The following is a 14,484-nucleotide window of genomic DNA, read 5'->3' as shown; positions in this document are numbered from 1 at the left end:
TCAGCCTCCCCTCTTTGCCATCACGCGCCCGACGAACAGGCGCAGCAGTTCATTGATGATATCGATGTTCTCCGTCAGTCGGTGATCGCCATCGACGATGTGCAGCGACGCCAGCGACTCCCGGGCAAAACGGATGCTGTTCTCCACCGGCACCACGTCGTCGCGCCAGCCGTGCACGATCTCGAGCGGGCAGTCCGGCGGCGGCGGCGTCAGCTCCTCGTAGCCGGGCATGAAATAGGCCGGGGCCAGCACGAAGACGCCGTCGACCGGCTGGACGGTGCTCGCCGCGGTGGCGACGTGGCCGCCCATGCTGGAGCCCACCAGGATTATCGACCGCGCCGGTCGCTCGATGCCGCCGAGCACGCCCACGAGCTTCTGCACCCGCCGGGTGGGATCTTCAATGCCCTGGTAATCCACCGAGTCGGCTCGCGCGCCCATCTCCCGCACCATCGCGGCCATCGCGGTGATCTTGCTGCCCCAGGGGCCGCTCTCCTGGCCGTGGGAGAAGACGACGTCGAAATTGCCGAGGTTGCCTGTCACTGGGTGTCCTCCCTGTTGGCGTCGGCGGCCGGCGCCGCCCTCCAGATGAGTTCGTCGAGGTCCGGCTGCCAGCCGAACCGCGGCATGGAAATACGGCCCCGCACCACGGTGACGCCTTCGTCGCGCAGGCGGTCGCGCTGGCGGCGATAAGCGTCACTGCCCGGCGGCAGCGAGATGCGGCCGGCGGCGTTGACCACCCGGTGCCAGGGCACGTCGGTGCCATCGGTCAGCGAGCCCATCACCCGCCCCACCAGCCGTCCGCCGCGGGGCAGCCCGATCAGCCGGCCTATCTGGCCGTAGCTGGCCACGCAGCCCGGCGGTATCGAGCGCACCATCGCACAGATGCGATCCCGTCGCTGGCGCGCCAGCGCGTCGGGCTCACTGCGGCGTCCGGCCAGCCTCATTGCGCCGCCCGCAACCGCTGGCGGATCTCCTCGCGAGCCTCGCGCAGGATCGTGTCACGGTCGAGGCTGGCCAGGATTTGCGCCACCACCCGCTTCGGCCCGCCCTCGCCCCAGGACTTGCCCTGGGCGAGATACTGATCGGCGACCCGGCCGACCACGTAGGTGCTGTAGTACGCGATCGCGCCCTGGGCGCCGGCCGTGACGAGCGTGGACAGCCCGCCGGTACCCACCTTCAGCGCGCTGGAGACGAAGTGCACCGCCCAGACGGTGCCCATCAGCGCCGCCGCCTCGGTCATGATGACCCGTATCAGCGAGCCGGCCTCGCGGCGGGCGACGGGCAGGTCGTAGATACGGGACAGGTGCACGACCATGCCCACGTCGACGAAGGCGACGGCAAACAGATCCGCCACGGGCACCGGATTCAGCGCCACCGTAGCGCCCTTGGCGATGCAGTAGGTCCGCACCACCCGCTCGGCCACCCTGCGCCGGGCCTGCACGATGCGGTGCCCGACCTTGTCGGTAAGATCGGCCGCGAAGATGGACGCGTTCAGCGCGGCCAGCGTCTTGCCTTCCCGGTCCAGGATGTCCCAGAGCCTGAGACGAAGCGCCTCCACATCCGCCGGCGGCCGGCGGCGCGTCTCGTTCTCCGCACCGTCCGGCCCGCGGGTGATCACGGTCCGTGGCGCCGGGTCGGCCGCGGCTGCGATCACGTTGCGCGCATCGATCAGCCCGTCGACGCGGCTGCGCAGCGCCGCCAGCAGCGCGTCGCGCTCGGCGTCGTCGTAGCGGTCGGCCTTGTTCAGCACCAGCACCACCGGACGGCCGAGCCGGACGATCGTGCGCAGGGCATCGAATTCCGTCGCCGTCATGTCGCCGTCGACCAGGAACATCACCAGGTCCGCGCGAGCCGCGACTTCGCGGGCCAGGGCTTCGCGCTCCTCGCCGCCGGCCTCGTCGATGCCCGGCGTGTCGATGACGAAGACACCGCCCGCCTCTTCCTCGCGCAGGGCGTGCATGGCGCTCTCGCGGGTCTCGCCGTGCAGCGGACTGACGGTGAAGCGGGTCTCGCCGATCAGGGCGTTCAGCAGCGAGGACTTGCCGGTGCTGACCCGGCCGAATGCGGCGATGTGGAGGTGGCCGTGCTCGAGCTTGTCCAGCATCGCCCGGACCTGCCGGTAGTCGTCGGCCAGCGCCTCGCGCACGCCGCCGGGCAGGCGCCGGTCGCCGAGCAGCTCGCGCAGACTCTCCCGGGCCAGATCGAGATGATCGCCACTCGGGTCGGCCGCGAGGGCTGCTGCGGGATCTGACCCCGTGCCGGCCCTACTCTTCCCGGCGTCTTGCCTGTTCCCGGAGGGCGATCTGCGCCACGCGCCGAACACCCGTTTCCAGATACTCACTCAGATTTTCCTCGAACTGCTCGGCGGCCGCCTCCGGCGAGAACCGTCCCCGGGCGGCGAGGGCCTGGACCAGACTGCGGCCCAGGGCATCGAAGATGAGGCCATAGGCTACGGCATGCACCAGCCCGCCCGCCACTGTGCCCACACCGGGGAAGGCCTTCAGCCCGTTGCCGGCCACGGCGAGCGTGAGCGGCAGCGCCCGGCCCACGCGGCTCTGGCTCAGGTTCAGGAACTGCTCGATGTCCAGATCCCGGGGCGAGATACCGTACAGCGCGGACAGGGCGCGGGTCATGGCGGTGCCGAGATAACCCTGAATGACGATGTCGGAGCCGGGACTGACCGCCGCCAGTGCGCCGATCACGGCCTTGCGCGTATAGGAGCGGATGATCTCCTCGGCCCGTCGCGCCCGGTAGGCGGTCTCCGCCGCCTGCAGCTTCTCGGTGGCGAGCGCGAACACGGCCGCATCGCGGCGGCGGTCCATGTCGTCGCGGCCGCGGGCGAGCTGCTCGTTCAGCGCCAGCACCAGCTCGGCGATATCCGGCTCGCGCGCCCGGCGACGCTCGACCAGTTCTCCGTCCGGGCTCTCTTCCATAACGGCCTCGTCCTCGCGGGCGCTCACGCGTACCGCGACGGCCGGCGCCTCGGGCCGCAGATCCTGCAGGCGGGCCTGCAGGCGTTCCATCACCTGGTAGAGCTCCTCCTCCGTGTACTGATCGGTCTTGTTCAGCACCAGGATGGTGGGCTTGCCGACGCCGACCAGCTGCCCGAGCGCGTCGGCCTCCTGGCGGCTGAGATCGCCGTCGCAGAGATAGAGCACGACGTGGGCGCGCAGTGCCTCCTCCCGGGCGACGGCATCGAACTCGCCGCCCACGGCGCCGGTGCCGGGGATGTCGGTCAGCACCACCTGCTCGCCGTTCGGGCTGTGCCACTGATAGCGGGCGATCTCGCGGGTGGAGCCGCCCACCGGACTCGTCTCGACTTCCGCGCCGGGCACGAGCGCGCGGATCACCGAACTCTTGCCCGTGCTGATCTCGCCGAACAAGGCCAGATGGATGCGCCCGGCGGCCCGTCGCTCGTCCAGGGCGGCGAGTTCGCCGCGGGCCGCGGCCACATCGACGCCCGCCGTCTCCGCCGCGGACAGCCGGTCCTTCAGCGCTTCCTCGGAGAACACCGGCTGCTTGTGCTCCTCGCGGCGCGAGCGCCGCGGCAGCAGGAAGCGCCAGACGATCCAGACGGCCGCGAGGGCGATGGCGAGCAGGACCCCTGCATAGGAGACGACCAGCCATGCCGGCGCCTCGCGCAGCCGGTCCCAGACGTTGAGCGCGGACTCGGTGATGAACAGCATGCCCGCGATCACCGCCACGAACAGCAGGATCACTGCCAGGATCAGCGCGGTACGCAGGATGCGATCGACCTTCATAGGCGGCACAGTCTAATTGCGGTGACGATCAACGCACACTCATCGCGTCAGTCGCTGCCCGAGTGGCGAGAAGCCCAGGCTATCGTGAGCGCGACGACGAGTGGCACCAGCCGCTCGGCGGCGTCGCCCGGCGTGTGCGGCAGCCAGTGCAGGATGACCGTCAGCCCGAAGCCCGCAAGCAGGGTGGCGAGTGTGCCGCCCGCGCCGACGCGATAGCCAAGCACGCGCATCAGCAGCAGCGGGCCGAAGGCCGAGCCTACCGCGTGCCACGCGAACAGCACCCGGGTGAAAATGTCCTCCGCGACGAAGATCGCCAGCAGGGCCGACGCGATGCAGAGCAGGACCACTGTGACCCGGGACACCGACAGGCGCGAAGTGCGCCCCGGCGTGCCCGCGTTCCAGTCGTGGGCCGCCGACGAGGCCGCCACCAGCAACTGGCTGTCCGCGGTGGACATGATGGCCGACAGCACCGCCGCCAGGACGATACCGGCGACGAAGGGCGGCAGCACCTGCGCCGAGACCTCGAACAGCACCTGCTCGCCGTCGGCGATGTCGTAGAGCACCCGGGCGCAGAGTCCGAGCAGCAGCATGCCCGCGTAGACCAGCACCGCCCAGGCGATCGCGATGACCCGTGCCCGCCTGAGCGAAGGCTCGTCGCGCAGCGCCATGAAACGGTTCACCACGTGGGGCTGGCCCGGATAGCCGAGGCCAATGCCGAGCGTGCCGAGGACGAACGCCACGCCCATGGCGCCGGTGAACGGACCGGTCAGCGACAACTCGACCGGCGAGGCGGTGGCAGCGAGCCCGGATGCCAGTTCGCCGACGCCGCCGAGGGTCACGAGCGCCGCCGCCGGCACCAGTACGGCGGCGGCCACCATCATCAGCCCCTGCACCAAGTCCGAGACCGAGACGGCCCAGAACCCGCCGAGGAAGGTGTAGGCCAGCACGATCGCCACACCGGTCAAGATGGCCGCCTCCCGTGGCCAGCCGAAGTGCGACTGAAAGGCCTTGCCCGCGCCTTCGAACTGGGACGCGATATAGAAGATGAAGCAGAACAGCACGATCACGGCCGCCACCCGCAGCACCGTCTTGCGCGCCGCGCCGAACTCGGCCGGCGCGATGATCTCCGCCAGCGTGATGGCGCCGGTCTCCCGGGACAGCACCCGCAGGCGCGGGCCGATCAGAAACCAGTTGATGAGGAAGCCGCTCAACGTCGCCGGGAACAGCCACAGCGCGGACAGCCCCCAGGAATACGCCGCGCCGCTGACGGCCAGCAGGGTCCAGGCCGAAGACGAACTCGCCGAGCCGCTCAGCGCCGCCAGCCACGGCCCCAGGCGACGCCCGCCCAGGAAGTAGTCGGTATTGTCCCGGTTACGGCTCTGCGCCCACACGCCGATGCCGACGAGCGCGATGCCGTACGCCAACAGCGTCCAGAGGATGACGTCGTTCTGCTTCATGCGCCGGCCATCTTACTGCACCCACCGGTAGGAGGGCCTTCAGGCCCGATGAGGTTCTCTTGACGTAGGCCCGCCATCGGCCGGGGTGGACTGCTGGGCCCGTAGCCGATACGTCCGGCACACGTTAGCTGACGCTTCTGACCGGCAGGCCCTTCACGCCACCCCGAGGCGGCCGTCATGCGGGGGTATCCATCGCTGCGACCTTTTGTCGGGAGCAGGATGGATACCCCCGCAGGGCGGCCAGGAAAGAACGAGAGGCGGGCGGGACGGTACACTCTGCCGGATGCATGACGCCGGCTGGCAATTCTGGATCGACCGTGGCGGCACGTTCACGGACGTAATCGGCCGCTCGCCCGCGGGCGACCTGGTCACCGCCAAGCTGCTGTCCGAATCACCGGGGCGCTACGACGACGCGGCCGTCGAGGGCATCCGCCGTCTGCTCGCCGCCGCCGGTGAGACCGGCGCCCGCGTCGACGCCGTGAAGATGGGCACCACCGTCGCCACGAACGCGCTGCTCGAGCGACGGGGCGAGCCCGTCGCGCTGGTGGTGACGAAAGGCTTCCGCGACGCGCTCGCGATCGCCTACCAGAGCCGGCCTGACATCTTCGCGCTGCACATCGAGAAGCCCGCCCCGCTCGAGACGGAGATCATCGAGGCCGACGAGCGGGTCGGCGCGGCGGGGACGCTGCTCCGGGAACTGGACGAGTCGGCGCTGCGCCGGGACCTCGCGGCGGTACGGGAGCGGGGGATCGCCGCCGTCGCGGTTTGCCTGGTGCACGGCTATCGCTGGACGACGCACGAGCAACGCGTTGCCGCCATCGCCGCGGAGCTCGGCTACACCCAGATCTCCGTGTCCCACGAGACGGCCCCGGTCATCAAGTTCGTAAGCCGTGCCCAGACGACGCTGGTCGACGCGTATCTCTCCCCGGTGCTGTACCGCTACGTCGAGCGCCTCGGCCGGGCGCTGGAACCGGTGGCGGCACCGGAACGGCTGCAGATGATGCAGTCGAGCGGCGGGCTCATCGACGCGGCGCGCCTGCGCGGCAAGGATGCCGTGCTGTCCGGTCCCGCCGGCGGCGTGGTAGGCATGGTGCAGACGGCGAGCGCGATCGGCCTCGAGCGGCTGATCGGCTTCGACATGGGCGGCACCTCCACCGACGTCTCGGCCTGGGCCGGCGAATACGTGCGCACGCTGGACTCGGAGGTGGCCGGCGTCCGCCTGCGCGCCCCGATGATGGAGATACATACCATCGCCGCGGGCGGCGGCTCGGTGCTGACCTATCGCGACGGCCGCTTCCAGGCCGGCCCCGAATCCGCCGGCGCCGACCCCGGACCGGCGTGCTACCGACGCGGCGGGCCCGCCACCGTCACCGACGCCAACGTGACACTCGGGCGCATCCCCGTGGCTCACTTCCCCGCCGTATTCGGCCCCGGCGGCGACGAGCCACTCGACCGGAGCGCGAGCCTGGCGGCGCTCGAGGCGCTGGCGGAAGCTGCCGGCGCCGACACCGGCCGGACGCCGACCACAGAGGAGGTGGCCGAAGGGTACCTTCGGATCGCCGTCGAGAGCATGGCGAACGCGATCCGCCGCATCACCGTGGAACGCGGCGAGGACGTGCGCGACTTCACGCTGTGCTGTTTCGGCGGCGCCGGGGGCCAGCACGCCTGCCGGGTGGCCGACGTCCTCGGCATTCGCTCGATCTGGCTGCATCCGCTGGCCGGCCTTCTCTCGGCCTACGGCATGGGGCTGGCCGACCTGATTGCCTCGCGCACGGAGAGCATCGAGATGCCGCTCGAAGCCGCGCCGGACACGGCCGATGCGGCACGGGACAGGCTGGTGGCGGATTGCCGGGACGAACTCGCCGCCCAGGGCCTGCCCGGCGACGCGCTGGAGGTGGCAGTGCGCTACGGCCTGCGGGTGGCCGGCAGCGACACCATACTCACGGTGCCCGGCGGCAGCCCCGATGAGGCGGCCGCGGCCTTCGCGGAGGCCCACCGCAGCCGTTTCGGCGTGGCACCCGGCGACGAACCCCTGGTGCTCGCCTCGCTCACGGTGGAGGCGCGGGGCCGTGACGAACTACCGCGCGGTTTCGCCGGCCCGGACGCCAGCGACGGGCCGCCCGAGCCCATGGAGCGCACGGATGTCTGGCTGGATGGCGGGTACCGCCGCGTGCCAATCTACGACCGCGCCGAACTGGGCGCGGGCCAGCGTATCCCGTCGCCGGCGATCGTCATCGAGGACAACGCGACCACGGTGATCGAGCCGGGATGGGAGGGTGTGCTCAACGAGCACGGCCATCTGCTGCTGAGCCGGCGCGAGGCGCCGGCCGCCGAGCGGGTCTCCCGGGAAGCGGATCCGGTGATGCTGGAGGTCTTCAACAACCTCTACATGCACATCGCCGAGCAGATGGGCACCGTGCTGCGCCACACCGCCCATTCCGTAAACATCAAGGAGCGGCTGGACTACTCCTGCGCGGTGTTCGACCGCGCCGGACGGCTCATCGCCAACGCGCCCCACATGCCGGTGCACCTGGGTTCGATGGGCGACAGCGTCGCCGCCGTCATCGATGCCAACGCGGGCGACGTGTGTCCCGGCGACGCCTGGATGCTGAACGCGCCCTACAACGGCGGCACCCATCTGCCGGACATCACGGTGGTCACGCCCTATTTCCCCGGCGCCGACGCGGCGGAGCCGGCATTCTGGCTCGCCTCGCGCGCCCATCACGCCGACGTGGGCGGACTCACGCCCGGCTCCATGCCGCCGGCAAGCCACCGCATCGAGGAGGAAGGCGTCCTGCTGGACAACGTGCGTCTCGCGCGCAGCGGCGAGTTGCAGACGGAGGCGGTACTCGAGCGCTTCCGCAGCGGCGACTGGCCCGCCCGTAACCCGCGGCGCAATCTGATCGACCTCAAGGCCCAGCTCGCGGCCAACGAGGAAGGCATCCGTCAGCTCGACCGCGCCATCGACCGCTACGGCGCCGAGACCGTGCACGCCTACATGGACCACGTGCGCGAAAACGCGGCCGCCAGCGTGCGCCGCCTGCTGGCGCGGCTGCACGACGGCGAGTTCGCCTGCGAGATGGACAGCGGCGAGATCATCCGGGTGAGCGTCAGAGTCCGGGACGGCCGCGCGCTGGTGGATTTCACCGGCACCAGTCCCCAGTCACCGAGCAACTTCAACGCGCCGGAGTCGGTGACCCGCGCGGCGGTGCTGTACGTGTTCCGCACACTGGTGGCCGAGCGCATCCCCCTGAACGCCGGCTGCCTCGAACCCCTGGACATCCGCGTACCGCCGGGCACGCTGCTGAGCCCGTGCTATCCGGCGGCCGTCGTGGCCGGCAACGTGGAGACCTCCCAGTGCGTCACCGATGCGCTCTACGGCGCCCTCGGTGCGCTGGCCGCCTCCCAGGGCAGCATGAACAACCTCACCTTCGGCGACGACGAACACCAGTACTACGAGACCATAGCGGGCGGCGCGGGTGCCGGCCCGGACTTCGACGGCGCCGACGCCGTGCAGACCCACATGACCAATTCCCGCCTCACGGACCCGGAGGTGCTGGAAGGCCGCTTCCCGGTGCTGGTGGAGGAGTTCTCCGTCCGCGCAGGCTCGGGCGGCCGCGGCCGGCAGCGGGGCGGCGACGGCTGCCGGCGCGTCATCCGCTTCCTCCAGCCGATGGGCGTCTCCATACTGTCCGGGCATCGGCGCGTGCCGCCGTTCGGTCTTGCCGGCGGCGGCGACGGCGCGGTGGGCCGCAACCGCCTGCGCCGCGCCGACGGCAGCATCGAGGAACTGGCCGCGGTGGACACGCGCGAGGTCGGCGTCGGCGACGCCGTGATCATCGAGACCCCCGGCGGGGGCGGTTACGGGGCACCGGCACAAGAGGAACCGGATCATGACGACTGAGACTTCCGCGCTGCGCATGTGGCGCCGGCTGTCGCGCTGGCCGCTGGGCCGCTGGCTGTTCACGCGCGCGGTGTGCCTGCGGGCACCCTACTTCTCGTCCCTGTCGCCGCTGATCCTCGAGATCGAGCCGGATCACGTCACCGCAAGAGTGCGCAAGCGGCGCAAGGTGAAGAATCACATCGGCACGGTGCATGCCCTTGCCTGCGCGAACCTCTGCGAACTCTGCGCGGGCGTGCTGATGGAGGCGGCCATCCCGGCGGACCGGCGCTGGATCCCGCGCGGCATGCATATCGAGTACCTGGCCAAGGCGGCCACGGACGTGACGGCGACGGCCCGCCTGCCGGAGACGCAATGGGACGACGGCGAGGACGTGGCGGTGGACGTATCCGTGCGCGGAGAGGACGGCACCGAGGTGGTGCACGCGGTGATCCGTATGTACATCACGGCGCGGCCCGCCCGCGCCTGATCCGGGTGGTCTTCAGCCCGCCGCGGCGCTGGCGCCGGCGCCGGCGAAGGCCGCCGGGCTGATCCGGGCCCCGGCCGGCTCCTGCACCAGAGACCACACCAGCATCTCCGTCTCGCCGACCGGCCGAAAGCCGATGATGAGGCCGACCGAGGGCCTGCCCTGCTGGGCGGCCGTATTGGTGGACGAATTGCAGCGCACGAACCAGGCGGCGCCGCCGCGGCCGGCGAAGGCACCGTCGGCCTCCAGCGCCTGCATGAAGTCGCCCACGCGGCGCTCGATCGCGTGCCACAAGGCGCGCTCACTGTGCCGGAACAGCACCCAGCGCGTGGATCGCTCGACGCGATGAAGCACGAACTGGATCAGCCGCTCGGTGCCGAGGCGCCGGGCGCCGCCGAACACACTGCCGGTAAAGGTGACGTCCCCCGTCGGCCGCACCCGCCGGTCGGCGCCGCGGCGCAACGTCTGCACACCGTGGCGATGCAGCGCCGCCGCCTGCGCGTCGTCCAGCTCCAGCGCCGGACGCAGATCGCGCAGGAACGCCGATCCGGTGGCCGGGGACTTCCAGACATGACCGCTCTCGTCGTTGCGGGCCAGGATGCCGGCGAGCGCGCCGCCGGCCGGCACGAGTCCGTCGTCCGGGTGGCGCCGGTCGGTCATCCGGGGGAAGTAGGTCACCAGGTGCGGGCTGCGGAAGCCGTCCCGCCGCAACGCCAGATCCAGCTCGGCGAAACTCCGGCAGGAAGCCGGCGGATCGACGATGAGCATGGCGCCGCGGCGCTGGCAATATCGCTCGGCCGCCATCAGGAAAGCGGGCCCGGGATCGCGACCGCCGCCCATCGGCGGCGCGTAGAGGAAGCTGAAGTGCGCCGCGCCCTCCAGCGCGAACAGTCCGGTGTAGTCCCGTGCCGAGCCGATCAGGTCGTAGTCGCTCAGCGGCTGGCCGTCCGTGCCGGCCTCGTCGGCGGGCACGTAGGAGACCACCCGGTCCGCACCGCCGGACCGGGTGGCGTCGGGACGGCGTTCGGGCAACGGCCCGGCCACGCGCACGAGCCGCGAGGTGAGGAGACGATCGCGGACATTGCTCTCGGCGCCCTCGGCGCAGCTCAGCCCGCGGAAGATCTCCTGGTCGTCGATGAGGCGCGTGCGCGGCGAGAGCCGCTGCACCGTCAGGTTGAAACGGCTGCCGTCGGTGCCCGGGCGGCCATCGATGCCGTCGTAGTCCACGGAGGCGCGGAACGTCTCCCCGGCGCCCGGGCTGAGCGCCGCCAGCGTCAGGCCGGTATCGCCGGCGGGCAGCGTGAGCCTGGCGCCGCGCGCGCCGTTCGCCACGCGGACGACAATCGCGCGACGCCCGCCATGAGCGAAGAACTGCTCCACGGCCGGGCCGAGGCTGCTCAGCCGCCAGTGGCCGCCGAAGCGGCGCGAGAATTCGGAGAAGGAGCTGACGGCGACGGGGTGGTTGACGGGGCCGCAGAGCGCGCGGCCGATGAAAGCGGCGGTGGTATCGGGATCAGTCGGTATGGACTGATCCTCGGCCGGCATCTCCCCCACGGTGATGCCGGTGTCGGTCGAATCGCTCAAATGCCGATCGCCCCTGTGGCCCCTGGTGCCTCAGCGTCCAGGGCCTGATTCTACGGCCTGGCGAGGGGAGTTACCATGCCGGCTGGCATCGACCGGTCCCGCCCATGCAGACGCCGCGCGGCTACAGCCATCTCGAACAATCCCATGGCGGGCTCAACCGTCTGCCGCGGGAGTTCCTCGGAGTCTTCCCGACGCCGCTGGAATGTCGCCGGACCGACCGTCTGCCGCTCTGGATCAAGCGGGACGATCTCACCCATCCCGACTATGGCGGCAACAAGCTGCGCAAACTCGAGTATGCCCTCGGCCAGGCGATCGCCCGGGGTCATCGCTCGGTCGCCACCTTCGGCGCGGCGGGCTCGAACCACGCGCTGGCCACGGCCGTGCATGCCACGAGCCTCGGTCTCGGCTGCATCTGCCTCCTGGGGCCGCAGCCGGGCGGCCCGGCCGTGCGGCGCACGCTGAACCGGCATCTCGCACTGGGCACCGAGCTGGTGCCCTGGGGCGGCAGCCGGGCGCAGCGCCTCGCGCTGTACCGGGACCTGTTCCGCGGCCCGGATGCGGCACACCGGCCCTGGATCATCCCCATCGGCGGGTCCACCTGGCACGGCACGGTGGGCTACGTGAACGCGGCTTTCGAGCTCGCCGCCCAGGTCCGCGCCGGGCAGGCGCCGGAACCGGAATTCGTCTATCTGCCCCTCGGCACCATGGGCACGGTGGCCGGGCTCGCGGCCGGACTCGCGGCCGCCGGCCTGTCCAGCCGCGTCGTCGCCGTCCGCGTGGTCGTCGAGAAGATTGCCGACGAGGCGCGCACGCGGCGTCTCGGCGCGAAGACGGCCGCGTTGCTGCATCGACTCGACCCTGCGTTTCCGCCGCTGCGGGAGGATGCGCTGAACCTGGAGGTGCGCGACGAGTTCCTCGGCGAAGGCTACGCCGTACCCACTGCGGCGGCCCGCCGGGCGGTCGACTGGGCAGCCGCGGAACTCGGCCTCACACTGGAGACCACCTATTCGGGCAAGGCGCTGTCGGCCCTGCTAGCCGACACGGACGCGGGCCGTCTCGCCGGCCGCCCGGTGCTGTTCTGGAACACCTACAGCTCGGCACCGACGGACGCCCCCGCCGAGCACCCGATCCGCCCGGGCCTGCCGGAGCCGCTGGCGCGCTATTTCGAACTCAACAGGTAGGAGGGCCTGAAGGCCCTCCTACAGTCCTTTTTGCTGGCGGCGCGCCATCAGGGTGCGCCAGTTATCCAGCGAGTGGAGGTGGGAGTAGAGGCAGGACAGCTCGCCGGAGCGGTGCCATGCGTAGATCGTGTCCTTGTCCAGGTCGGTGAGTTTCTTCGCATCGACGCAGACGTAGCTCGCCAGGGTCTGCGTCTGCTGCTCGCTCGCGCCCGTCGGCGTGTAGGTCGCCTGCTGGGGCGTCAGCAGCTCCAGGTCGCGGAGCCGCTCGCAGAGTTCTCGGGTACGCGCGCGCTCGGCATCGTACTGGGAGCAGAACTGCACCATCTGCTTCGTCTGCTCGGAGACCTCGCCGCCCTCGAAGAACGGGTAGCGGGGTTCCGCGGTGACGGCGGCCGACTTTCGGTCGATGAGCAGCGCGCCGCGGCCCTGGTCGTCCATGGCGAGGCCGAAAGGATAACAACGCAGGTACGATGGCACATAGCACATCGGGTCCCATTGGCCCTGCTCGTCGACGAACAGGTTCGTGTCGTCCAGGACCGCGGTAACGACCAGCGGCACCGGGTCGTCCACGGACGCGAAGACGATCGGATAGTGGCGCTGGGCGATGGCGAACTCCGCCAGCGTCACCGGAATGGCGCGCACGTTGCGCACGAAGTCATAGGGGCGCTCCGGCGGCGTCAGCCCCAGCGAGCCGTGTTGCTCCGGAGTCAGCAGCTCCGGCTGCTCGTACAGGAAGGCACTGCCGGTCAGCACCGGTTCGGCGCCCCGTTGCGGTTCATCCGTCATCCTTCTTGTCTCCTGCGTCGTTGCCGCCCTCGCCCGGCCGCACCGGCACGCCCTTCTCCTTGTCGTCCCTCGCCGGCCCCTGGTCCGCGGCGGATTCGCGGGATTCCTCTTCCTTGCGGTCGATCTCCTCCAGCATCACCTTCAGCCATTCACTGATGTCGCTCACTCGACCCCGGCCTCCTGTTGTGTCTCGCCCGCGTCAGCGTCGGGGTCCGATTCGATCATCATCTCGTCGATGAGCTCGGCCACTTCGGCCAGCGTGGGTGCGTCCGGATCCGGCTCGACGACATTCGCCACCAGGCGCACGCGGCGCGCCAGCTCGTTGTCGTCCCGGCTCAGCACGCGGATGGGGACGCCCCTCGCATCGGCGGCCGCACGCCGCGCGTTCGCGCGCTCGTGTTCCTCGGCGAACGCACCCGATTCCTGCCGGGCCCGCTCCATCAGTTCGTCGAGGAGCGCGTCCGCATCACGCTCGTCCTCCGCCAGCATCGGATGCGCCTCCAGATAGAACTCCCCCGCCCGGCGGCCGTAGAGCACGGGCTGGTTGACGATGGTGACGGGCGTGCCCCGGTCCACCTGTTCGTACAGGGTCTCGATGTTCTCGGGGTAGAGCCGCACGCAGCCGTGACTCACCCGCATGCCCACGCCGTACGGCTGGTTGGTGCCGTGGATCAGGTAGCCCGGCATGTCGAGCTGCAGTACCCGGTTGCCCAGCGGGTTGTCCGGGCCCGGCTCCACTACCGCCGGCAGCGGATTCCCCGCCTCGGCGTGTTCCTGGCGCACCGACCAGGGCGGATACCACACCGGATCCCGGGCCTTGTCGATCACCTCGGCCGCGCCGGTCGGCGTCTCCCAGCCTTCGCGGCCGATGCCGATCGGGTGAGTGATCACCGTCTGCGCCCCGTCTTCGTCCGCCGGTGGAAAGTAGAACAGGCGCTTGGCGGCGATGTTCAGCACGATGCCCTCGCGGGGCGCGTCCGGCAGCACGAACTGGGTGGGCAGCACGACGATCGCGCCTTCGCCCGGCAGCCAGGGGTCCACACCCGGATTGGCCTGCACGAGTTCGTCGTAGCCCAGGCCGTAGGCACGCGCGATGTCCGAGAAGGTGTCGGACTCCCGGGCCTGAACGATCTGCACCTCGCCGACTACGCTCTGCTGTGGCGACGCCAGCTCGAAGCGCTCTGCGGCGATCGGCTCGCGCTCCTCCAGCGTGTCGATCCAGCGCACGTCACCCTCCGCGCTCTCCTGGCCACCGGTCGCGGCGCAGCCGGCCAGCACCAGGCCCATGGCGGCGGTAACGAGCGTGCCCGTCATACGGCGAACTGTGGGGCGGCGGGTGGTCATCGCG

The 14,484-nt window shown here is 70.8% G+C and carries 12 protein-coding genes; 3 read left to right on the top strand and 9 right to left on the bottom strand.

Translation table 11 applies throughout. From position 1 onward, the window contains the following. The 5 genes from ACJMKX_RS15185 to ACJMKX_RS15165 are packed head-to-tail and all read right to left on the bottom strand — an operon-like array spanning window position 1 to window position 5,218. Window positions 1–540 (bottom strand): alpha/beta fold hydrolase, encoded by a 540-nt coding sequence (locus ACJMKX_RS15185; protein WP_405227304.1) that lies wholly within the window; start codon window positions 538–540, stop codon window positions 1–3. After that, window positions 537–944 carry an MGMT family protein gene (locus ACJMKX_RS15180; RefSeq protein ID WP_405227301.1) on the bottom strand — a complete coding sequence of 136 codons (408 nt, stop codon included), beginning with the start codon at window positions 942–944 and terminating at the stop codon, window positions 537–539. Before ACJMKX_RS15180 ends, ACJMKX_RS15185 begins: the two co-directional genes overlap by 4 nt. Continuing rightward, window positions 941–2,341, bottom strand: a complete 1,401-nt coding sequence (locus ACJMKX_RS15175) for a DUF697 domain-containing protein (protein WP_405227298.1) — start codon at window positions 2,339–2,341, stop codon at window positions 941–943. The genes ACJMKX_RS15180 and ACJMKX_RS15175 overlap by 4 nt, the downstream gene beginning before the upstream one ends. Continuing rightward, a complete protein-coding gene (locus ACJMKX_RS15170; RefSeq protein ID WP_405227295.1) occupies window positions 2,265–3,761 on the bottom strand; it encodes a GTPase in 1,497 nt (498 codons plus the stop codon). Before ACJMKX_RS15170 ends, ACJMKX_RS15175 begins: the two co-directional genes overlap by 77 nt. A 47-nt stretch (window positions 3,762–3,808) precedes the next feature. Continuing rightward, on the bottom strand, window positions 3,809–5,218 hold the full coding sequence (locus ACJMKX_RS15165) for a sodium/proline symporter (RefSeq protein ID WP_405227293.1): 1,410 nt from the start codon (window positions 5,216–5,218) through the stop codon (window positions 3,809–3,811). A gap of 283 nt (window positions 5,219–5,501) precedes the next feature. On the opposite strand from ACJMKX_RS15165, the gene ACJMKX_RS15160 reads away from it, so the two are divergent. Further along, window positions 5,502–9,122 carry a hydantoinase B/oxoprolinase family protein gene (locus ACJMKX_RS15160; RefSeq protein ID WP_405227290.1) on the top strand — a complete coding sequence of 1,207 codons (3,621 nt, stop codon included), beginning with the start codon at window positions 5,502–5,504 and terminating at the stop codon, window positions 9,120–9,122. Beyond that, window positions 9,112–9,588 carry a hotdog fold domain-containing protein gene (locus ACJMKX_RS15155; protein WP_405227287.1) on the top strand — a complete coding sequence of 159 codons (477 nt, stop codon included), beginning with the start codon at window positions 9,112–9,114 and terminating at the stop codon, window positions 9,586–9,588. The genes ACJMKX_RS15160 and ACJMKX_RS15155 overlap by 11 nt, the downstream gene beginning before the upstream one ends. Before the next feature lie 12 nt (window positions 9,589–9,600). On the opposite strand, the gene ACJMKX_RS15150 is transcribed toward ACJMKX_RS15155, so the two are convergent. Then, window positions 9,601–11,169, bottom strand: coding sequence for a hypothetical protein (locus ACJMKX_RS15150; RefSeq protein ID WP_405227284.1), 1,569 nt, complete (start codon window positions 11,167–11,169; stop codon window positions 9,601–9,603). A gap of 104 nt (window positions 11,170–11,273) precedes the next feature. Between ACJMKX_RS15150 and ACJMKX_RS15145 the strand changes: the two genes are divergently transcribed. Further along, the gene (locus ACJMKX_RS15145; protein ID WP_405227282.1) at window positions 11,274–12,350 is read left to right on the top strand and encodes a 1-aminocyclopropane-1-carboxylate deaminase/D-cysteine desulfhydrase; all 1,077 of its coding nucleotides are present in this window, start codon (window positions 11,274–11,276) and stop codon (window positions 12,348–12,350) included. 18 nt (window positions 12,351–12,368) lie between these two features. On the opposite strand, the gene ACJMKX_RS15140 is transcribed toward ACJMKX_RS15145, so the two are convergent. From ACJMKX_RS15140 to ACJMKX_RS15130, 3 genes are read right to left on the bottom strand one after another with little or no spacing between them, the layout of a single operon-like run. Further along, window positions 12,369–13,136 (bottom strand): SapC family protein, encoded by a 768-nt coding sequence (locus ACJMKX_RS15140; RefSeq protein WP_405227280.1) that lies wholly within the window; start codon window positions 13,134–13,136, stop codon window positions 12,369–12,371. Continuing rightward, a complete protein-coding gene (locus ACJMKX_RS15135; RefSeq protein WP_405227277.1) occupies window positions 13,126–13,302 on the bottom strand; it encodes a hypothetical protein in 177 nt (58 codons plus the stop codon). The genes ACJMKX_RS15140 and ACJMKX_RS15135 overlap by 11 nt, the downstream gene beginning before the upstream one ends. After that, window positions 13,299–14,450 (bottom strand): L,D-transpeptidase family protein, encoded by a 1,152-nt coding sequence (locus ACJMKX_RS15130; RefSeq protein ID WP_405227274.1) that lies wholly within the window; start codon window positions 14,448–14,450, stop codon window positions 13,299–13,301. The genes ACJMKX_RS15135 and ACJMKX_RS15130 overlap by 4 nt, the downstream gene beginning before the upstream one ends. Window positions 14,451–14,484 lie beyond the last annotated feature (34 nt).

Source organism: Lentisalinibacter sediminis (assembly GCF_040706615.1).
GTDB lineage: Bacteria > Pseudomonadota > Gammaproteobacteria > Steroidobacterales > Woeseiaceae > Lentisalinibacter > Lentisalinibacter sediminis.
This window is presented reverse-complemented; position numbering and strand designations above follow the sequence as displayed.